Annotated in this window: 20 protein-coding genes; 8 read left to right on the top strand and 12 right to left on the bottom strand. The window is 37.6% G+C overall.

Annotated features, from left to right (window positions below; translation table 11 throughout):
• Nucleotides 1–73 precede the first annotated feature (73 nt).
• Nucleotides 74–1486: an MBL fold metallo-hydrolase gene (locus L1S31_RS00100; protein ID WP_236460033.1), complete on the bottom strand. Its 1413-nt coding sequence runs from the start codon at nt 1484–1486 to the stop codon at nt 74–76.
• A gap of 64 nt (nt 1487–1550) precedes the next feature.
• Nucleotides 1551–2342 (bottom strand): sulfite exporter TauE/SafE family protein, encoded by a 792-nt coding sequence (locus L1S31_RS00095; protein WP_236460032.1) that lies wholly within the window; start codon nt 2340–2342, stop codon nt 1551–1553.
• 159 nt (nt 2343–2501) lie between these two features.
• Here L1S31_RS00095 and L1S31_RS00090 point away from each other — a divergent pair, with 159 nt between their 5' ends.
• Nucleotides 2502–4457, top strand: a complete 1956-nt coding sequence (locus tag L1S31_RS00090) for an endonuclease (RefSeq protein ID WP_370637777.1) — start codon at nt 2502–2504, stop codon at nt 4455–4457.
• A gap of 7 nt (nt 4458–4464) precedes the next feature.
• On the opposite strand, the gene L1S31_RS00085 is transcribed toward L1S31_RS00090, so the two are convergent.
• The 3 genes from L1S31_RS00085 to mnmE all read right to left on the bottom strand — a co-directional run bounded on the left by L1S31_RS00085 (nt 4465) and on the right by mnmE (nt 8271).
• Nucleotides 4465–4845, bottom strand: a complete 381-nt coding sequence (locus L1S31_RS00085; protein ID WP_236460031.1) for a response regulator — start codon at nt 4843–4845, stop codon at nt 4465–4467.
• Nucleotides 4842–6809 (bottom strand): PAS domain S-box protein, encoded by a 1968-nt coding sequence (locus L1S31_RS00080; protein WP_236460030.1) that lies wholly within the window; start codon nt 6807–6809, stop codon nt 4842–4844. Before L1S31_RS00080 ends, L1S31_RS00085 begins: the two co-directional genes overlap by 4 nt.
• Nucleotides 6810–6882: 73 nt before the next feature.
• Nucleotides 6883–8271: a tRNA uridine-5-carboxymethylaminomethyl(34) synthesis GTPase MnmE gene (gene mnmE, locus L1S31_RS00075; protein WP_236460029.1), complete on the bottom strand. Its 1389-nt coding sequence runs from the start codon at nt 8269–8271 to the stop codon at nt 6883–6885.
• Between the two features lie 164 nt (nt 8272–8435).
• Between mnmE and L1S31_RS00070 the strand changes: the two genes are divergently transcribed.
• Complete coding sequence (locus L1S31_RS00070; protein WP_236460028.1) at nt 8436–9269, top strand: universal stress protein; 834 nt, start codon at nt 8436–8438, stop codon at nt 9267–9269.
• Between the two features lie 55 nt (nt 9270–9324).
• Here the strand turns inward: L1S31_RS00070 and L1S31_RS00065 are convergent, their stop codons facing one another.
• The 6 genes from L1S31_RS00065 to L1S31_RS00040 all read right to left on the bottom strand — a co-directional run bounded on the left by L1S31_RS00065 (nt 9325) and on the right by L1S31_RS00040 (nt 15413).
• Nucleotides 9325–10014 carry a Lipl32 family lipoprotein gene (locus L1S31_RS00065; protein ID WP_236460027.1) on the bottom strand — a complete coding sequence of 230 codons (690 nt, stop codon included), beginning with the start codon at nt 10012–10014 and terminating at the stop codon, nt 9325–9327.
• Nucleotides 10015–10621: 607 nt separating this feature from the next.
• Nucleotides 10622–11740: a DNA polymerase III subunit beta gene (dnaN, locus tag L1S31_RS00060; protein ID WP_236460026.1), complete on the bottom strand. Its 1119-nt coding sequence runs from the start codon at nt 11738–11740 to the stop codon at nt 10622–10624.
• Between the two features lie 64 nt (nt 11741–11804).
• Nucleotides 11805–13487 (bottom strand): gliding motility-associated ABC transporter substrate-binding protein GldG, encoded by a 1683-nt coding sequence (gene gldG / locus L1S31_RS00055; protein ID WP_236460025.1) that lies wholly within the window; start codon nt 13485–13487, stop codon nt 11805–11807.
• Nucleotides 13487–14212: a gliding motility-associated ABC transporter permease subunit GldF gene (gene gldF / locus L1S31_RS00050; RefSeq protein WP_236460024.1), complete on the bottom strand. Its 726-nt coding sequence runs from the start codon at nt 14210–14212 to the stop codon at nt 13487–13489. The genes gldG and gldF overlap by 1 nt, the downstream gene beginning before the upstream one ends.
• 28 nt (nt 14213–14240) lie before the next feature.
• Nucleotides 14241–14537: a putative quinol monooxygenase gene (locus tag L1S31_RS00045; RefSeq protein ID WP_236460023.1), complete on the bottom strand. Its 297-nt coding sequence runs from the start codon at nt 14535–14537 to the stop codon at nt 14241–14243.
• Nucleotides 14538–14585: 48 nt separating this feature from the next.
• Nucleotides 14586–15413 (bottom strand): SAM hydrolase/SAM-dependent halogenase family protein, encoded by an 828-nt coding sequence (locus L1S31_RS00040; RefSeq protein WP_236460022.1) that lies wholly within the window; start codon nt 15411–15413, stop codon nt 14586–14588.
• A gap of 123 nt (nt 15414–15536) precedes the next feature.
• On the opposite strand from L1S31_RS00040, the gene L1S31_RS00035 reads away from it, so the two are divergent.
• The 5 genes from L1S31_RS00035 (at nt 15537) to L1S31_RS00015 (ending at nt 19586) form a co-directional block, all read left to right on the top strand.
• Nucleotides 15537–16490 carry a PhoH family protein gene (locus tag L1S31_RS00035; RefSeq protein WP_236460021.1) on the top strand — a complete coding sequence of 318 codons (954 nt, stop codon included), beginning with the start codon at nt 15537–15539 and terminating at the stop codon, nt 16488–16490.
• A gap of 104 nt (nt 16491–16594) precedes the next feature.
• Nucleotides 16595–17542 carry a phosphoribosylaminoimidazolesuccinocarboxamide synthase gene (locus tag L1S31_RS00030; RefSeq protein ID WP_236460020.1) on the top strand — a complete coding sequence of 316 codons (948 nt, stop codon included), beginning with the start codon at nt 16595–16597 and terminating at the stop codon, nt 17540–17542.
• Nucleotides 17542–18333 (top strand): hypothetical protein, encoded by a 792-nt coding sequence (locus L1S31_RS00025; protein ID WP_236460019.1) that lies wholly within the window; start codon nt 17542–17544, stop codon nt 18331–18333. Before L1S31_RS00030 ends, L1S31_RS00025 begins: the two co-directional genes overlap by 1 nt.
• A gap of 186 nt (nt 18334–18519) precedes the next feature.
• Nucleotides 18520–18894, top strand: coding sequence for an ankyrin repeat domain-containing protein (locus L1S31_RS00020; RefSeq protein ID WP_236460018.1), 375 nt, complete (start codon nt 18520–18522; stop codon nt 18892–18894).
• A 215-nt stretch (nt 18895–19109) separates the two neighbouring features.
• On the top strand, nt 19110–19586 hold the full coding sequence (locus L1S31_RS00015) for a hypothetical protein (protein ID WP_236460017.1): 477 nt from the start codon (nt 19110–19112) through the stop codon (nt 19584–19586).
• A gap of 69 nt (nt 19587–19655) precedes the next feature.
• Here L1S31_RS00015 and L1S31_RS00010 read toward each other — a convergent pair whose 3' ends face one another.
• A complete protein-coding gene (locus L1S31_RS00010) occupies nt 19656–20744 on the bottom strand; it encodes a M42 family metallopeptidase (protein WP_236460016.1) in 1089 nt (362 codons plus the stop codon).
• An 83-nt stretch (nt 20745–20827) separates the two neighbouring features.
• Between L1S31_RS00010 and L1S31_RS00005 the strand changes: the two genes are divergently transcribed.
• Nucleotides 20828–21493, top strand: a complete 666-nt coding sequence (locus tag L1S31_RS00005; protein WP_236460015.1) for a DUF4294 domain-containing protein — start codon at nt 20828–20830, stop codon at nt 21491–21493.
• Nucleotides 21494–21775: the final 282 nt, after the last annotated feature.

Below are 21775 nucleotides of genomic sequence, written 5' to 3'. Positions count from 1 at the left end.
TTTAAATTTTTAACGAATGCAAATGTATTTAATTTGCGAATTGATTATGTAGTAATTTTACTTTTTTTACAATTTATTTTTTGCCTGATGGGCATTCAAACTGGGTGCAACGCACGCTGGTTTGCTTAATCCCACTCATTCCTTTTTCAACATTAATCATGTTGTGGATGGCTCTCGATTTTAAAATCGATGCCATGATTACCGAACGATAACCACCGGCACAATGCAAAAAGAAATTTTGCCCTTTCGGAACACTTTGAAAGTTTTCATTGACGTTGTCCAACGGAAGGTTAATGGCATTTTCCACATGCTCTGCTTCGTATTCTCCGGGCTTTCTGGAATCAATTACGATGCTGTCTGAATTCAATTGATTGGCAAACTCTTCAGGAGAAATGGAATGGATCGAATCGGTTTCAAAACCTGCTTCTGTCCAGGCTGGAATTCCTCCTTTTAAATATCCTAAAACATGGTCAAACCCAACGCGTGACAATCTTGTAATGGTTTCTTCTTCTCTTCCTTCCGGAATGACCAAAAGCAATTTTTGGTTAACATCCCTCAACATCGAACCAACCCATGGCGCAAAATTCCCCTGGATTCCAATAAATATCGAATTCGGAATGTGTGCTTTTACAAAGTCATTTTCATGCCTTACATCCAAAACCACAACATCACCCTGATTGGCAACGGCTTCGAATTCCCTTGGTGACAAACCAATATTGCTTTTTTCAATGATGCTGTCCAAACTGTCATATCCTTTGATGTTCATCATCACATTCTGAGGGAAATAAGCCGGTGGAGCTCCCAAACCGTCCAACAGTTCTTTAATGAATTCGGCTTTGGTCATATCGGCTCTTAACGCATAATTGGTACGCTTTTGATTGCCTAAAGTATCGGTAGTTTCCTTGCTCATGTTTTTACCGCAGGCACTTCCGGCGCCATGGCTTGGATATACAGTCAGGTCGTCCGCCAAAGGCATTATTTTGTTTCGCAAGGAATCAAAAAGATAGGAAGCCAGTTTTTCCTGTGTCAAATCATCGGTCATCGCCTGAGCCAAATCTGGACGGCCAACATCACCGATAAACAAGGTATCACCCGTTATGATTCCGTGTTGTTTTCCGTTTTCATCTATAAGAAGGTAACAGGTGCTTTCTAAAGTATGTCCCGGCGTATGGATTGCTTTTACAGTATAATTCCCAACCTTAAACTCCTGGTTGTCGGTTGCAATTATGGCATCAAATTCGGGATTGGCTGTTGGGCCATAAACAATATTCCCGCCACTTTTCTTAGCCAGATCCAAATGTCCCGAAACAAAATCCGCATGGAAATGCGTTTCAAAAATATATTTTATTGTTGCATTATCCTTTTTAGCCCTGTCGAGGTAAGGCTGTACTTCACGCAAAGGGTCAAAAATTGCTGCTTCGCCATTGCTTTCCAAATAATAAGCAGCCTGGGCAATGCATCCGGTATAAATTTGTTCGATTTTCATTAGAAAAAAAGTTTTGACAAAATTAAAGAATAAGCATAAAGTTAGGAGTGGATTTTGGTAATATTTATGATAAAATTTCTTTGTAGAGAATCACAAAAGACATTATCAAAACAAAAAAACCAAATATTTTTTTCAAATGCTTTTCATTGACATACTGCTGTATGTAAAGCCCGATGAAGATTCCAATTACCGAGAAAGTGGTAAATGAAATCAGGAATATCCAATCCATCTCCATATTCTGGATATCACCGGTAAAACCAATCAAAGAGTTTATTGTAATAATCAGAAGTGAAGTTCCAATGGCTTTCTTCATGGGCAGTTTGGCAAATTTCAATAAAGCCGGAATGATTAGAAATCCGCCACCGGCACCAATCAACCCAATAAGAATCCCAACAAAAAAGAGCTGAATCACAACAACAACCAATGATTTGTTGCCAATTTGAATAATGTCGTCTTCCTTTTTATTTTTAAGCATTGAAAACGAAGCCATAAACATCATGACCGCAAAAAGGATCATAAGAAAAGTTTCTTTTGATAATTGGGCAGAACCAAAATATAAGATAGTTTCCGGTATTCTCGGAACAATGAATTTACGCGTCAGGTAAACACCAATCAGCGATGGTATGGCAAACTGAAATGCGGTTTTCGGAATGACAAGTCCTTTTTTGAAGTTTTGAATGGTACCAAATCCCGAAGTCGTACCTACAATAAATAGGGAATAGGCGGTTGCAATCACCGGATTGTAGTTTAGGATGTAAACCAATATAGGAACGGTAAGTATAGAGCCGCCACCGCCAGTGATTCCCAACACTAAGCCAATGAATATTGCGCCGATATAACCTAATAATTCAAGCATCCTAAAGATTGATGTTGTAAAAATAGTGAAAAAATATCTTACTGATTTTAAAGTTTTTCCCTATTAAGGTACTGGAGATGTGATATTATAGTTAATTCCTGAACATAAATGTGATTTAACTCATTCTTATAAATATATTTGTCGTCCACAATTTTATGAATGATGCTAAAAAAATTACTATTCCTTATAGCGCTGATTTCTTTTTCAGCTAATGCTCAGGTTGTTATCAATGAATTGGATTCAGATACTCCAAGTACGGATGACAAGGAGTTTATTGAGTTAAAATCGACTACGCCTAACTTTTCCCTTACCGGATATGTCCTTGTTTTCTTCAACGGAACAGGCAGCCAGGCCACATTGAGTTATTATGCCATCGATTTGGATGGTTTGACAACCGATGCCAACGGAATTGTAAGCATTGGAGACTTATTGGTTTCTCCGGTCCCATCAAAAATATTACCTGATAACATTTTCCAAAATGGTCCTGACGGCGTTGGATTGTATTTAGGGAATGCCACCGATTTTCCGGCAGGAACTGCAGCTACGACAACTAATTTAATAAATGCCCTGGTTTATGATACCAGCGATGCAGATGCAACGGCGTTAATGACGGCTTTGAATGTGACTTCGCAAATTGACGAAAATGCCAATGCGGCACAAACCACACAGTCAATCCAAAGGAAAAATGACGGGACTTACGAAACAAAGGCTCCGACTCCGGGTGCCAATAATGATGGAACGGGTGTTATTTTCAATGGAATTACAATTTCAGTTCCGGCCTCTCAGGTAACAGAAGGAAACACCATCAACATTACCTTTACTACACAAACTCCGGTAACTTCTAATTTGAATTTTACCTTTACCCTAAATAGTGGTTCAATTAATAATCCAGATTTTACAGGTAACACCAGTGTACTTATCCCAACAGGTTCTTCAACATTTACAACAACAATCACTTTTGTGGATGATGTTTTGGATGAAGGAGATGAAGTTGCGATTGTCAAATTTGGAACACTTCCAAGTGGGTATAACCGACTTAACGATCAGGTTCAGTTTAGGGTAATCGATAACGATTTTACCGTTTCACCATGGGGAACGCCGTTAAACCCAACTTACGGAATCGTTGCACCAACAACACCTGCAGGTTATTATAATTCGCTTGAAGGCAAATCGGGTGCGGTTTTAAAACAGGCTATCCAGGATATCATTGCGAATCCTGCCGTTGTCCATGCACACAATTATGGCGACATTGAAACAATATTAAAAGCCTGTGACCAAAATCCACTGAACAGCAATCAGGTTTGGCTGATGTATGTAGAGCAGCCACGTTCCAAACTCGATTTACAGGAAACCGGTGTGAACACAGGAAAATGGAACAGGGAACACATTTATCCGCAATCCAGAGGCGGATTTACTGACGGAACTTCTCCTGATGCAGATGGAATAAACAACTGGCTGCCAACAAGTGCCAACGATATCATGGCCGGCCATGGCGATGCACACCATATCAGGGCAGAAGACGGACCCGAAAACAGCATCCGAAACAATAAGGATTATGGCGAATATATGGGTCCGGTTGGTACTCAGGGAAGCTGGCGCGGTGACGTGGCAAGAGCATTGTTTTACATGGCCTGCCGTTATAATGGTTTGAGTGTTGTCAATGGAAATCCAGCTAATACAACTGTGGGGCAAATAGGTGATTTGGCGTTGCTGTTGCAATGGAACCATACTGACCCAAGGGATGATTTTGAAATGAATAGAAACAATTATATCTATACCTGGCAGGTTAACCGAAATCCGTTTATTGATTATCCGCTTTTAGCTGATTACGTATTCGGTCCAAATGTAGGGCAGCCATGGTTTGCTTCCCTGGCAAATTCTGAATTCGATACTACAAAAGTTGTAGTATATCCAAACCCGGCTAAAGACAACATTGTTATTGCAGGTATTGCCAATGAAGGGAAAATTGAAATTTATTCAGCTCTTGGACAAAAGGTTTTCGAACAAAATTTTACTGGTGAAAGCAATGTGCACCTTGATTTGGCTTCGGGAGTTTACATGGCAAAAATAACGGCAGATGCTAAAGTGGTAACCAAAAAATTGGTAATCGATTAATTTAAGCTTATTCGATTTTTTTGGTGATTTCCTGTATTTTATTGGAATTGATTGGTTTTGAAAAGTGCCCTTTTATTTTCGGGAATTTTTTAGCACGCCTTTTATCTTCGTCTGAAATGGAAGAGCTTACTATGTAAATTGCGGTATCGTCGATGTGGAGTTTGTCTATTTCCTTCAAAAAATCCCATCCATCCATCACAGGCATTTCCAAATCGAGAAGGATGATGTCGGGCAGATTTTTAGCAATATCCAATGTAAAATAATCCAAGGCCTCCTTTCCATTTTTAAAGAACATAACCTCATGATTGCCTTTGGAATTATCAATAATCTTATTAATCAGGAACTGATAAATAGGATCGTCGTCTATGATGCATATCACTTTACTCATTTGAAATAGATTGTAAATGTTGTGCCTTCATTCAGTTTGCTTTCTGCCCTAATTTTTCCACCCATGGCGTCAACCTGGTTTTTTACAAGGAACAATCCAATTCCTTTTGAATCAGGATTGTTGTTGAACGTCTTGTACATGCCAAAAAGTTTATCCCCATTTTTCTTTAAATCGATTCCAATTCCGTTATCCTGAATCTTAAGCGATTTTGTTTCTTCATCAAAGGAAAGGATAATTTCCGGTTTTCGGTCATTGTGGCTATACCGAATTGCATTCGAAATCATATTGAAAAGGATGCTTTCAAGATAAGCAGCGTTATAATCGATGACGATGGTTTTGGAAACCAAATTTTGGACCAGGGCTTCCTTCTTAAGGATTTGCTGTCCTAAAATCAGTTTGGCCTTTTCGATATATTCATTGAGGTTCAGATGCTCAATGCTTAAATTAATATTGGTTCGGATGCTAACCACTTCATTCAGGTTGGACATCGTTTCATTAAGGGAATCCGAAACCCTTTTCAATAAATCAATCATTTCGTCACGTTCCTCTTTGGTTTCGGCTGATTCCAAAAAATCAGAAATAGTCTGGATGTTGCTGGTGTGTGACCTTAAGTTGTGAGAAACGATATACGAGAAATTCAGGAGCCTTTTATTCTGGTCTGAAACCAATTGAAAGGATTGTTTTAGTTCTTCTTCAGCGCGTTTTTTATCGGTAATGTCTTCAACGATGGCAATATTGCATTTCACATTTCCATCCGATTTCCATAATTTGGAAACAATCACATTTACCCAAACCGTTCTTCCAGATTTGTGCAGGTAACGTTTCTCCATGGCAAATTCATGCAGGCTTCCGTCCTTCAGTTTGTGAAGGCAGTTTATATTATTTTCAAGATCATCAGGATGTGTAATTTTTTGAAAATTGGAATTGGTCAGCTCTTCTTCAGGATAACCAACAATCCTGCAAAACTCACTATTAACTGTAATAAAATCACCATTGTCACTGTCAACTTTGGCAATCCCAACAGGTGCCTGTTCAAACAAGGTTTTGAATTCTGTTTCACTTTCGTGTATTTTTTGTGCCTGCTGGAACACCTTTTTTTGCAGCTGAGCCGGTTTTTTCATAATCGAAACTACCCAAAGCGCAAACAACAGCGATAATAAAAACCCAAAAAAGAAGAAAATGAAGACCTGATAAATGAGTGCATTTTTTTCCCTGGCAATTAAATACAATTTCCAGTCACCGTCAGGAATTGTAACGGTTTGAAAATAATGATCGGAAAAATCAGTTTTATTGGAAAGGAAAAATTCCTCTTTTCTGGTAGTCGGATTTACTTTTGAAAACTGGAAATAATATTTCGAATCATCAATGGATTCAATACCGGAGACTTTTATCAAAGTTTCCAGACGAATGATCACTGCCGAAAATCCCCAGAATTTATTTTCCATAAAAACGGGCAGCCTTCCGACAACGCCCATTCCGCCTTGCTTTAATTTCAAAGGCCCGGCAAAATAAATCAGTTTGGTTTCTATCGATTTCAGCGCTTCCTGTTTTACTTTCGGACTGTTCAGGATGTCATAACCAATCGCCGCTTCGTTTGCTTCAAACGGATAAACATATTGAATCACACCATTTGGGACAAGCTGCACCGCATCAATGGAAGGATTTGAATTTACAAGTTGGGCCGCAATCCTGTCAAAATTCTCAGGCTTGCCTTCGTCATTGACCGTCATGGCAAGCGTTAATGTTGTTACATAACTATTCTTTAGGACTTGTTCAAAGTTTTGCTGAACAACATTAATGATGTTCGACATTTCACGATGCTGATTTTCTTTGGCAACATTATACCTGAATTTCACTAAAAAGAACACAAACAAAAGCAACAAAAGGAAAACCAAAGTTCCGGAAGTGTTGGGCCTTGTCAAAAACCATTTTGAGAGCTTTGTCCAATTTCTCTTGAAACTCATTTAATTGTCATTTTTTAAAGGATGAAAAGATGTATAAATTTACAGAAAATCCCAACCGATAAGTCTTGAAATTTTATTTTCCGATGCAGAAATTCGCGAAAATATTTCCTAAAAGTTCATCATTGGTAACTTCGCCTGTTATTTCGCCAAAGTAATACAATGCCTGCTTAATGTCAATTGCCATCAAATCGGAAGACAAATTGCTCTGCATTCCAAATTTCACTTTCTGGATTTCCTCCAATGCCTTCAAAAGCGAATCGTAATGACGGGTGTTGGTTACTATAGTTTCGTTGTTGCGCAAAGCACCGGTATTAACGAAAGAAAGTAGTTGGGCTTTTAAATTCTCAATTCCTTGTTTTTCCTTCGCCGAAAGTAGTAAAATATTCTCGATTTGCGACTTTAAATTTGAAACTTCTTCGGCAGAAAGCCTGTCAACCTTGTTTCCAATGATAATTAAAGGTTTTAATGGAAACTGGTTTTTGATTTTTTCCAGCTCAACCTGGAATTTGGAACTTGAAACCTGATATTCTAAACTATCTAATAAATAGACGATTACCTGCGCCTGTTCAATCTTTTCAAATGTTTTTTTGATACCAATGCTTTCAACTACATCTTTTGTTTCACGGATTCCGGCTGTATCAATAAAGCGGAAACCAATGCCTTCAATGACCAATTCGTCCTCAATGGTATCACGCGTTGTTCCGGCAATATCCGAAACAATAGCTCTTTCTTCGTTTAGCAAAGCATTCAGTAAAGTTGATTTTCCAACATTGGGTTCACCCACAATGGCTACAGGAATTCCATTTTTAATGACATTTCCAACTGCAAAGGAATCAATCAGTCGTTTTAGGACAAACTCGATTCGGTTCAATAAATCGCTGAACTGGGTTCGGTCTGCGAATTCTACATCTTCCTCGGCAAAATCCAATTCAAGTTCGATAAGCGAAGCAAAATTCAACAGTTCTTCCCTTAACTTGGCAATTTCGTTCGAGAAACCGCCACGCATTTGCTGCATCGCAATCTGATGGCTGGCTTCGTTGTCTGATGAAATCAAATCGGCAACTGCTTCGGCTTGTGATAAATCGAGTTTGCCGTTTAAAAAAGCGCGCAAGGTAAATTCACCGGCTTGTGCCATTCGGCAGCCTTTTCGCAATAATAATTGAATGATTTGTTGCTGGATATAAGTCGAACCATGACAGGAAATCTCGACCACATCTTCACCGGTATAGGAATTCGGATTTTTAAATATCGAAACCAATACCTGGTCATAGATTTTTCCATTATCTACAATATGACCAAGATGAATGGTATGCGTTTTTTGTTTGGAAATGCTTTTTCCTGAAACCGATTGGAAAACCTGCTCTGCAATGGTCAATGCGTCTTTACCTGAAAGCCTGATGACAGCAATGGCGCCAGCGCCTGAAGGCGAGGCTAAGGCAACAATAGTTTCTTGTGAAATCATTTTAACAAAGTTGGAAGCGCAAAGGTAATAAAACTTAAGACGCGATGTTTATATGATTTTCAGCATAAATTATATATAAAAACTAAAATGTTAACGTGCTTATAATTAATGTTTTATTTGTATGAACGGGTTGTAATTTTATGCTGAATTTAAAATCAACTGCCATGAGAAAGATACTTGTCCCGATAGATTTTTCAGAGACTTCTGAAAATGCTTTTGTATATGCGCTTGAAATGGCGAAATTGTACAATGCCGACTTGGTTTTGCTCCATACTTTTGAGCTGCCAATTGTAGACAGTCAGGTTGTGCCTGTCAATTATGCTGAAATTTACGACACTCTGGAAGTTACCAACTCCAATCATTTTGAAGAAGAATTGAACACGCTGAATGAAATTGCCACGGAACATAATGCAGGTTCCATAGAACTGAACCATATTATGATGAATGGCGATTTAGTTTACTGTATCAAGGAAGTGGTTCGACAGGAAAACATTGATTTTGTGGTAATGGGAACCAACGGCGCTTCCGGTTGGTTTGATTCCTTTATAGGCACCAATACCAGCAGCGTAATTTCAGATATTGATGTTCCGGTTTTGAGCGTGGCGCATGATACCAAATTCCATCAAATCAAAACCATTGGATTTAGGACCCGTTACAAAGAAGATGAAATTTATGCATTAAACGAAATTTTATCCTTGGCCAAAAAACTGGATGCGAAAGTAAAATGCCTTTATGTAAAAACTCCGGATTCCGATTTCAAGGGAGAAAAAATCCAATATTGGGAATCCGTATTTGAAAATGAAGATAATCTGGAATTCTTTATAATTCCAAGTGATGATATCGAGGCAACGATTGAGGATTTTATGATCAACCAAAGCATTGATTTATTAGCAATGGTGATGCACAAAAAGAACTTTTTCACGCGACTTTTTACCACATCGACTACACAGAAAATGGCATTGCATTCCAAAACTCCGATTTTGGCAATACACGAATAAACAAAAAGCCTCTCGTTCAAAACGAGAGGCTTTTTGTTTTTATTGATGTTAAGAATTACATTTTCTTGATGTCAGCCGGATTTACCGCTACCTGAACTCCAGGAAGTTTAACCGGAGCACCCAATTGAGCTAAGAAGCTTCCTTCAACTTCACCTGTTTTGTAAGTGGTGAACCCAATTCTGTATAACCCCATAACCAAAGATTTTGTTGGGTTTGAAACCTCGCTTGTGATTCTCATCAAAGAGTTATACTTGCTCCCTTTTGGATTTGCAGGCATTTCACTTGAATCATCATTTACTTCAATTTTTGTCCAAGATGCAGATTTTGCTTTTCCAGCAACATCTTCCACTTTAAAAATTCCGTCAGCTCTTTCCAAAGTTATCCAAGTATCGAAGAAACTTGTTGTGTTTGATGCATTTGCAGTATAATCTGCAGAAACATAATCCTTATCTGAAGGCTTCATGCTGTCTGGTACTGGAGAAATCATTCTTACTCCAATTTCAGGAGCTGCAACAGGAACCCAAACATAGATGTAATACATTTTTTTTCCGCCTTTAACTTCGTCTGGTTTAGAACCTGGCTTGATAAAACCGTAGTAGCTTATCATATCTGTATAAGGAACCCTGATTTCTTTTCCCATTACTGATTTTTTTGCCAAATCAGCGCCAAAACTTCCTAATTTCTGTGCAGAAGCACTCATTCCGATAGCAAGACATACTAAGCCTGCAAGTACATTTTTTTTCATTTTATTAATTGGTTTTTAATTGTTAGGTTGCCAAATATATTAAAAAATAGATGCAACTATTTAAGATTAATGTTATTTTTTTAACATTGTTAATGATGAAACAGTTATGCATTAACTAAAAATAAAAATAGGTACGCAATCATTAAAAAAGAACTGATTCCCATATAAAAATAAGTTTTCCTTTTTTGCCCTACAAGAAAGAAAGCCGAAAAGGTAAATAGCACATAACTAATCAGTGTTATTAAATTGGGAACGCCTTTATATAATGGTTTTAAAAAAAGAGGCAAAGCTTTTATGGTCTGTGGACTGAACCCGCGTTTGTACAAATGGAAGAATTCATCAAAAGAACAAATGAAAGCCCAATGCACTATAATTAACGATGCAAGTATAAAAGTTGAAATGCCAACGGCAAAAGAATATTTATTCTTCATGCTTTCTCTTAAAATCATTCCCAAAGAAATGAAGATTTAAATCAGCAGTTTGTAGAAATGAATAAGTGACGGCGTTGGATGAACAAACGCTGGCAATGGGTTAACAAGCGTTGAAAATGAAAGAACCGTAACATCTTTCGAAATTACGGTTCTCTGGTATAAAGGTTAGTTTATATTTAATTGTTCAGCATTACCGGCATTACAAGCATGGTAACGGTTTCGCCTTCATCAAGGCCATCAATTGGTGTTAAGATTCCGGCGCGGTTTGGCATCGACATTTCCAACATAATCTCATCAGAAGTCAGGTTGGTCAACATTTCAGAAAGGAAACGCGAGTTAAATCCGATCTGCATGTCATCACCTTGGTAATCACAGGTCAATCTTTCTTCAGCTTTGTTTGAGTAATCAATATCTTCTGCAGAAATATTCAATTCGGCACCGGCAATTTTCAAACGAATCTGGTGCGTGGTTTTGTTAGAGAAAATCGCAACACGACGAACCGAATTCAATAACAATACTCTGTTGATCATTAACTTATTTGGATTTTCCTTTGGAATAACCGCTTCATAATTTGGATATTTTCCGTCGATTAAACGACAGGTCAAAATATAACTGTCAAAAGAGAAGGTTGCATTTGAATCATTGTATTCAATAGTCACATCCGAATCAGAAGTTCCTAAAATGCTTTTCAAAATATTCAAAGGTTTCTTTGGCATGATAAAATCCGCAACCTGAGACGCTTTTACATCGGCACGTGCATATTTCACTAATTTGTGTGCATCGGTTGCTACGAAAATCAAACCTTCCGGAGAAAACTGGAAAAACACACCACTCATTACCGGACGCAAATCGTCGTTTCCGGCAGCAAAGATGGTTTTGCTGATTGCTGTCGCCAATACTTCTGACGGAACTACAGTTGATGATGGGTTATCAAGGTTTACCGATTTTGGGAATTCTTCTCCCGGAGCATAAGCAATCGCATATTTACCTGAGTTTGAGCTGATTTCAATTGTGCTGTTTTCTTCAACAGTAAAGGTCAAAGGCTGCTCTGGAAATGTTTTCAGGATGTCCAATAGCAATTTTGCAGGAACTGCAACGCTTCCTTTACTGGTTGAGTCAATTTCTAAAGTAGCCGACATGGTTGTCTCTAAATCGGAAGCTGAAACACTTAAATTTTTGTGGTCTAACTCAAATAGGAAGTTATCTAAAATGGGTAAAGTGTTGCTGCTATTAATAACACTTCCCAGTACTTGTAATTGTTTTAGTAAGTATGAACTCGATACTATAAATTTCATAGTGAATTTAATTTTTACAAATATATCTTAAAGTAGGTGATTTCAAAAAGTTTTTTATTAACACTTATTTACTGTATTTCCGCTTGCGCAAAATGGTAAATACAACTCCAAACAGCAACAAAATAACGATTGGAACTGCAACAGTTATGACTTGTGATTGGGTGTAGTTGGCATAGACTTTTTCCTTATCCAAAATAGGCAAATCCACTTCCTTGCTTCTAATGTTAATAAGTCCGTTATCGTCCAGTAAATAATTGACGCAATTCAGCATGAATTCCTTATTGGCATACAAGTTATTCGTCCATTTATCATAACCCAATTCCATTGGCTGGAAGTTTTTGTCTAATTGGTTTTTGATGACATCACCATCCGAAATCACAATCATTTTGCTGTCTTTTCCGGCGTTTTTGAAAGTAGCATCCTTGAATGGTAAGACCCTGTTTTCATAAACCGAATGGAATTGTCCTTCCAATAAAACCGCAACCGGATAATTTCCTTTGCCCACAAAATCTTTTTGTTCGGGTCTTTCCGAAACGATTTTCAGGCTTACTTCTGCAGGCGTTCCAATTAATCTTGAATATTTGGACGATTGCAATAAAACGGTTTTTTTGATATCATTTTTCAAAGGTTCAATCGGACTTGCAAATTCAAACTTAATTCCGTCCAGATTGCTCACAATTGGGTTTTTCAATGTTGGATAAATCATTGGCGAATAAAACCACGGATATTGGGTGTATTGTGTAGAACTTCCCGCATCTCCGGTTGCCAAAGCAATAGGTGTATTCTGCAAATCAAAAATCAAATCGGGTTGGATTCGGATGCCATATTTGAAGAACATATCGTTCAGATTCAAATCCCTTGGAAAGGCCAAATTGGTTCCCGATTGATTGTAAAGGCTGTCCATTTCCATATTCACCTGATCCACAAGCCAAATCGCTTTTCCGCCATTGATGATAAACTGATCCAGAACTTGCTTTTCCTCGTCAGAGAAAGCTTCCGTTGGTTTGGCAATAACGGCCAAATCGTATTTTTTTAGGTATTTCAGACTCTCGACCGGACTTTTAGCCACCGAATCCAAAGTAAACGGACCTATATAATAATTATCCTTAACCGACTTTACAAAATCGGCAATCAAAATATCGTGCAGCTCGCCATTCCCTTGGATTACGGCTACTTTTTTCTGCTTGGCCTTTGCAACTGTATTAATGGCATTCGCGAAAGCGTATTCCAAATGCTGCACTGAACTCACCACTTTTTCAGCTGTTGAAGCGCCCATCATATTTTTCAGTAAAGGCACTTTCACCGAACGGTTTCCACAGGTAGCTACAGCCCACGGAAAAACCACTTCCTGAGTTTGCTGTCCTTTGTCGTTTACCGTAACGTTTACCGGAGTCAGGCCACGTTCAAGAAACGACTGCATGGTTTTTTCCTTGTTGTCTTCGTCTTCCAGCGGATTGACAAATTGGAAAATGATATTCGAATTCTGTGCTTTAAACTCTTCTAATAACTGCTGGGTTTCGGTTTGGAGTTTCTTGAATTCACCCGGAAAATCACCTTCGAGGAATACATCAATATATAAGGGTTCCTTGACTTCGTCGATGATATTCAATGAAGTCTGCGAAAGCGTATACCGTTTGTCGGCTGTAAGGTCAAATCGTTTGAAAACAAAATGCCCAACCAGGTTTAGCAGTACTATTATCCCAATAGTAACACCAATTTTCTTGAAGTTATTTTTGGCTGCGCTCATTACGATTTCAAGGATTTAAGTTTAAAAACAGTAAATGACAGGAACAAAAATGCCACACTCAAAAAGTATAAAATATCCCTTGTATCCAAAACACCACGCGACATGCTTTTGAAATGGTAATCCATTCCGATGCGCGCAACTGCATCCTGAAAACCTTTAGCATAACTTGAAATACCCTCGAATCCAAAATAAAAAAGGAAACACAAAAACACGGCAAGCAAAAAAGCCACAATCTGATTTTCAGAAAGCGTTGAAGTGAAAATACCAATTGAAGTATAGGCCGCAACCAAAAACAGCAACCCAAAGTAAGAACCCATGGTTCTTCCCATATCGATATTGCCTTCCTGAAGTCCCAAACTCGAAATGACATAAACATAAACCAAAGTCGGAATCAATGCGATTACAATCAATAGGAATGAACCTAAAAATTTTCCGTTCACAATCTGCCAAAGCGATAAAGGTTTGGTCAATAATAATTCGATCGTTCCCTGCTTTTTCTCATCTGAAAAGCTTCGCATGGTCACGGCCGGAATCAGGAAAATGAAAATCCATGGTGCCAAAGTGAAAAATGGACTCAAATCGGCAAAACCGCTTTGCAGTATGTTGTATTCGCCATCAAAAACCCAAAGGAACAAGCCGTTGAGTAGTAGAAACAATCCAATCACGAGGTAGCCTATTGGGGAACCAAAGAAGGATTTTATTTCGCGTAACGCTATTGATTTCATATAATTCTTTTATTCGTAATTTTTAATTTTAAGGTAACGAAACTACCTTGTCCACACTCCATGCTTCGGGCTTTTCGTTGAATAATTTTTTGGTAAAAGTCCAAACATCATAAAACAGCTCTGAACGACGGTAGTTTTCCAAATCATCTTCGGTTTCCCAAAAGCTATAGGTGAAAAAGATGCAGGGATTGTATTTGTCCTGGTATAACTCCAGGAATCGATTCCCATTTGCACCGCGTATTTTTTCTTTCATCACGTCAAAATTCTCCAAAAATTTGGGAATATGCTCTTCGTGGAAACTCATTTTTACTATTCTGATAAACATTTTTTTTGTTTGGATATTACTTAAACGAAATTTTATTCAAATTAGTATTTATTGATTTTTAAATTCAATGCTAACTACATCCCTATAACCCAAGCCTAATAAACTAGTTGCAGAACCAACTGTTTCAGGATTGCTCCTGAAGATGGCAATCTCCAGGAAACCGGCTTCATTGAATATCGCCAGTTTTTCACCTTCATAATACTTTAAAGGATATTTTTCGGAAATCCCAATGTCTGAATATTTAGGTAATATGGTTTTTATGGTCTGGTTTTTAAACTGAATAGTATACGGCCTTGCTTTTCCGGTTTCCAAAAACATTTTTTTCGAAATATTGGTCACCGCATTCCCCAAATGGTCAATGTAGATTACATAACCCTTAATTTGGCTTTCCTGAACCACCGCCTGAAGTTCGGTTACTTCTTTTATGGCTTTTATTTCCTTGCCAATAACATTTGGCAGGCCGCCTTTGGCTAAATGACAGGCCACCTTTACAAAAACGTCCAAATCGGTAGCGTCATTTGGCAAACGGTCATGGATGTTGATGGCAACCAATTTCTGCGGCACAATCTTTTGTATCAGCATGCTGAGAATGCCATTGTCGGCGCAAACAAAGTACTGATCGTTCCATTGCATGGCAATATGCTGGTTTTCTTTGTTCAATTCGATGTCAACACCTATCAAATGTACGGTTCCTTTAGGAAAGCTTCCGTAGGCTGCGCCAATAATATAAGCTGCTTCGGCAACATTAAAGGCATCTATATTGTGGGAAATGTCAATAATCGAGGCTTCACGGAACTCGGATAATATTTTACCTTTTAATGAACCAACAAAGTGATCTTTTAATCCGTAATCGGTGGTTAAGGTAATTATTGACATAAATTGTTTATAACTTGATGGAAATCGGTTTCAAAAATAGTAAAAGCTATTCTTTTATTTGATTAAATTTGGATACAAAGCTAACAATATATAGCGAATTATTTTAATTTAATACTACTGCATTTGAACGAACGTATCATTGAATTACACGACATCGCACCCAAAGAATTTTGGGGTGCTCAAGATGCTCATCTTGAAACCATTAAAAGATATTACCCTAAACTCAAAATCGTAGCCCGAGGCACTACCCTTAAAGCATTCGGAGAGAAAGAAGAGTTAGATGAGTTCGAAAACCGCTTTAACCGACTAATGCTGCATTTTACACGCTACAACAATATTGATGATAACGTTATCGACCGGGTCATACAAAGTAATTCGCAGGAAGAGCAGCGCATGCCCGACAGCGATAAAATCCTGGTACACGGAATAGGAGGCAAGCTTATTAAGGCAATGACCCCTAACCAACAAAAACTTGTTGACTATGTAAACAAAAACGATATGGTTTTTGCCGTAGGTCCTGCTGGAACCGGTAAAACCTATACCGGAGTTGCCTTGGCAGTAAAAGCCTTAAAGGAAAAACAGGTTAAGCGTATCATTTTGACGCGTCCTGCAGTAGAAGCTGGTGAAAACCTTGGTTTCCTTCCTGGCGATATGAAAGAAAAACTCGATCCCTACATGCAGCCTTTATATGATGCTTTACGCGATATGATTCCGCCACAAACTTTGGAGGATTATATCTTAAAAGGAATCATTCAGATTGCGCCTTTAGCCTTTATGCGTGGGCGTACGCTTGATAATGCTTTTGTGATTTTGGATGAGGCACAGAATACTACACACTCGCAAATGAAAATGTTCCTGACGCGTATGGGAAAAAATGCCAAGTTCATCATTACCGGTGATCCCGGACAGGTTGATTTACCACGCCGAACCATTTCAGGATTGAAAGAAGCTATACTTGTGCTGAAAGATGTGGAAGGTATTGGAATTATTTACCTGGATGACAAAGACATTGTACGTCACCGATTGGTGAAAAAAGTCATCGATGCCTATAAGAGCATTGAGAACAATGATTATTAAAAAACAAACCCTGTCAATTTTGACAGGGTTCTTTTTTTAATTTAAGTTGATGGCTGAAATGTTGTACCAAATTTCTATTTTTGCACCCACAACAACACAACATAATGAATACTATAACTACAACCCATTTCCAGTTTCCTGGACAAAAATCTGTTTATCGTGGTAAAGTCCGCGAAGTCTATAACATCAATGACGAATTATTGGTGATGATTGCCACTGATAGATTGTCGGCCTTTGATGTCGTAATGCCAAAAGGAATTCCCTACAAGGGGCAAATATTAAATCAGATTGCGACAAAATTCATGCATCTTACAAAGGACATCGTTCCCAATTGGCTTATTGCAACTCCAGATCCAAATGTTGCGGTTGGACATCTTTGCGAACCTTTTAAGGTTGAAATGGTAATCCGGGGTTATCTTTCAGGACATGCCGCACGGGAATATGCTCTTGGCAAAAGAACGATTTGTGGCGTGTCAATGCCTGAAGGATTAAAGGAAAACGACAAATTCCCAATACCTATAATTACTCCAACTACCAAGGCTGATAACGGTTCACATGACGAAGACATTTCGCGGGAAGCAATTTTGGCAAACACTATTGTATCAGAAGAAGATTATTTGATTCTTGAACAATATACACATGCTTTATACAAGCGCGGTACAGAAATTGCCTTGGAGCGTGGGCTTATTTTGGTTGATACCAAATACGAATTTGGCAAAACCAAAGACGGGACAATTGTTCTTATTGACGAAATCCACACGCCGGATTCTTCGCGCTATTTTTACGCCGACGGTTACCAGCAAAGACAGGATAATGGTGAAGAACAAAAGCAATTGTCAAAGGAATTTGTGCGTCGTTGGTTAATAGAAAATGGCTTTCAAGGAAAAGAAGGTCAACAAATTCCAAATATGACTGATGAGTATATAGAAACCGTTTCAGAACGCTATATCGAATTGTATGAGAATATCATTGGTGAAAAATTCATTAAGGCTGATATTTCCAATATCAATGAACGCATCGAGAAAAACGTGCTGGCCTTTCTGAGACAATAATGAAAAGGATACTCCTTTTTTTTGTTGGCGGTTGTGCCGTGATTGCTATCATTGCCTTAGTTGCTTTTTTCGGGATGTTTATGGCTATTAAAGACGAGAAAACGGTTAACACTGACAGCATTCAAAAAGTAAGGCAGAAAGAGTTGGATAGAATCAAAAATCTTCCTGAAATCAAGGCGGTAATCACAGATGATAATTTAAGTTTCTCACCTTTTAATCATAAACCTGTCGCTGTTTCACTTATAAAAATCGGAACTATCAACTCGTACAAATATAGTCGCTTTAAGCGTAGCTTACCTCGTGTTTCGGGTAGGCCGGGCTATGTCTATGAAATAATTTACAATAGAGATTACCAGGGATATGGGAGGGATTCGATTAATGTTACGGTCAATAATTTAGCGTATAAGCTTTCTCTAAATGACTTATTTGTTACGACTCTACCTGATGACGCGATAGAAAAAGACAAATTGGGAGTTGAAGAAGTAGAGTTTAAAACCGATTACAATATTAATACCACACTATTAGTTCACTATAAATTTTCAGACAATCCTAAAATGACACCTGAGCAGAGAGAATATTTTAGGAAGCATAAAATACTAACTGGAATGCTTGATAAGTTTCCCGAAATGAAAGGTTATGATTTGTATTGGAAAGATAGGAAGGGTTATTATAGTCAGGGTGAGCCACAGTGGAAATATGGATTCGCAATGATGGTGTATAATCTAAGAAAGGGTGACACCTTGAAATTTAAGGGAATTTTGAAAAACAACAAAATAGTAAAACTTTATTGAAGCTAATGATATAACATACAAATAAAGATAAACTAACCATCCCTCAACACGGATGGTTTTTCTTTGTGATGTGTTAGTAATCAGGCTATTTGTTAAAAATATGTTATAATTTTTATTTACGCTGTAACGAATTTTAAACTATATAGTCTTACTTCTAATCATTAACAATTTTAAATCATCATCATCATGAAAAAAACAATCATTATCCTAGGATTAGCTCTGGTAGCTTTTACAAATGTAGCCGGAGCAAGCACTGTTTCAACTGTTACAACTTCTACTGAAATTGTGAATTACGGAAATTCCCCATTGTGCAACGCTATTCTAAAAGGAGACTTGGCGACAGTTAAAAAATTCGTCGAATATGGCGCCGATGTAAACGAAATGGTAAACGGTTTAACACCACTAATGTTTGCAGCTCGTTACAACAAAGTAGAAATCATCAAATACTTATTGGAAAAAGGTGCAGACAAAAAACTTAAAGATGAAAGAGGGAATACAGCAATGCAATATGCTGAGAACTCAAAATCAATGGAAGCTTTAGAATTTTTGAAACAAGCTTAATTATCAAGGAGGAAAGCACCGTTTGTGTTCATAGACGGTGCTTTTTCATTTTTAATTTCCAATAACTATATCCCAACCTCAATAAAACCGTTTAAAAAGTTAAAATTTTGTTAAATTTAAGTACTATGTAAAACAAGATACCTGTTTTTAGCCATATATTTGCATAGGATATTAATCCAAACAAATAAATCATCAATCACAAAAATCAAATCATCATGAAATCATCAATCATTTTTTTAGGACTAATTGCTTTAACTTTCACAACTGCAAAAGCAGCTAACGAGTTTAAATCTCAAGATTTAGACCAACAAGAATTTACTACATTCAATGTAGTTAACACACAAAGCGAAAGTCAATTGACTTTTGTTAATCAGGAATTCTCAAATTCAAATCTAAATGCCGGAAATGATCCTGCAATTTTTGACCCCAACACAGTCATCAAATCAACTTATGTAAAAACAGTTGAAGATGTTATTGCCGAAAACAAATTGGTTACAGAAAGTAAAGAAGAAGCAGCTCAGCCACTTTCTTTAGGTTACACTGTTGAAGACAGGATTGCAGAACAAAATCAAATCATTGAAAGCAATCTTTCTGACGAAACATTCCCTTTGGATTTTGAGAGAATCAATCATACAGTTAAAAGCGTTAAAGTCCACAATAACGCGATAAAAGCTGCAGAGTTAAAATTATAAGTTTAGGTTGATTGCTTTCGCAGGAATGCGAAGGTTTAAAAAAGCCTCCCAATCGGGAGGCTTTTGATATTATTTGAAATACGAAAAAGTGTCGTTGTTTTCAATTTTCAGCAAACTTTCATAAATCAATTTGATGACATTTTCAACATCTTCACGATGAACCATTTCAACTGTTGTGTGCATATACCTTAAAGGTAATGAGATCAATGCCGATGGAACTCCGCCATTACTATAGGCAAATGCATCAGTATCTGTTCCTGTTGCCCTTGAAATGGCACTGCGCTGAAACGGAATCTTATTGGCTTCAGCAGCATCAATGATTAAATCGCGCAATGTATTATGAATCGCTGGAGCATAAGCAATGACTGGTCCTTTGCCTATTTGCAGATCGCCTTCAATCTTCTTCTCAATCATTGGAGTAGAAGAGTCATGAGTGACATCAGTTATGATTGCTACATTTGGTTTGATGGTATTGGTAATCATTTCGGCACCGCGAAGCCCAATTTCTTCCTGAACGGAATTGGTAATATATAAACCGAAAGGCAGTTTCTTTTTGTTTTCCTTTAAAAGCCTGGCAACTTCTGCAATCATAAAACCACCCATTCTGTTGTCAATCGCACGGCAAACAAACTTGTTGCCATTCAAGATCATGAATTCGTCAGGATACGTAATGACACAACCAACATGAACTCCCAATTTTTCAACTTCCGCTTTAGTGGAACAGCCACAATCAATAAATATATTATGTAACGAAGCCGATTCTTCCTTGCCACGGTTACGGGTATGAATTGCGGGCCAGCCAAAAACTCCTTTCACTATTCCTTTTTTGGTGTGGATGTTAACCCTTTTTGATGGAGCAATCTGATGGTCAGAGCCACCATTTCGAATTACATATATAAGTCCATTATCGGTAATATAATTTACATACCACGAAATCTCATCAGAATGTCCTTCGATGACCACTCTATATTTTGCATCGGGATTGATTACACCAACAGCGCTTCCATAAGTGTCGGTAATAAAAGTATCTACGTATGGTTTCAAATATTCCATCCAAATCTTTTGACCATTCGATTCATAACCCGTAGGTGAAGCATTATTTAAATAGGTTTCTAAAAAAGTAAGCGATGATTTGTTAAGGATGGATTTAGCTGCCATAAAATATTTTTTTTGCTAAAATATAAATTTGGCATTAGAGTTGTTAAGGATATTCTATATTTTTACCCTAATAATTCAAATCAATGAACAAGCTACTTTATTTCTTTTTATTGTTTACAGTTTCTTTTATTTCCAATGCTCAAATCACAAACGATTCCATCATTAAAAAAGAGGTTGTAGAAGATGAAAACGACACTATCGTTCCGTTGGAAGAAGTTGTTGTATATAGGCATAAATGGAATGCAGCAGAAAAAAAGGAATTTCTTTTACTTCAAAACAGGGTTTACAAAGTTTATCCCATAGCAAAAATTGCGGCCGAAAGATTGACAATGCTCAATAAGAATATGGACAAAATGAAAACCAACAGGGAGAAAAAGAAATACTTTAAAATAGTAGAGGATTATATGGAGAATGAATTTACAGGCCAATTAAAAAAACTCTCCCGAAAGCAAGGCCAGATATTAGTCAAACTTATCCATCGCCAGACAGGGTATACTACTTTCGAATTAATCAAAGATTACAAAAGCGGATGGAAAGCTTTTTGGTCCAACAATACCGCTAGACTATTTGATATCAATCTCAAAACAAAATACGCGCCTTATGAAGTCAACGAAGATTTCCTAATAGAAACAATCCTCGATAGGGCATTCATAAGAGGCAGACTGTATCCACAAAAACCAGCCAACCCAGTAGATATAGACCAACTATACGACTTTTGGGAAAAGAAAGCACAGGCACTCAAAAAGTAAATTCTACCAATTAGGAGCGAAAGGTTGGGGCATTTTAGCAATCCATTTTCCTGCCCTTCATTACAATCTCGCTTGTTTAATTCTAAAACAAGCGAGGATTTTCATTTCAGTCAGGGCTACAAAGCCATCATTTTTGCTAAGATATTGTTAAAGTTATTAAGCAATATGCTTTGAATTCAAGGCTTTAAAAAAATCTTCTCTAAAACCATTCAAAAAGATTTGGATGTAGAAGATATTAGTTTTTATATTTGCACCCCGCAAGAGAGGGATTGTTCATTGCTG

Source organism: Flavobacterium wongokense (genome assembly GCF_021608265.1).
GTDB lineage: Bacteria > Bacteroidota > Bacteroidia > Flavobacteriales > Flavobacteriaceae > Flavobacterium > Flavobacterium wongokense.
Note: the sequence above shows the minus strand (reverse complement) of the source record. Positions and strands in the feature narration are given on the sequence as shown.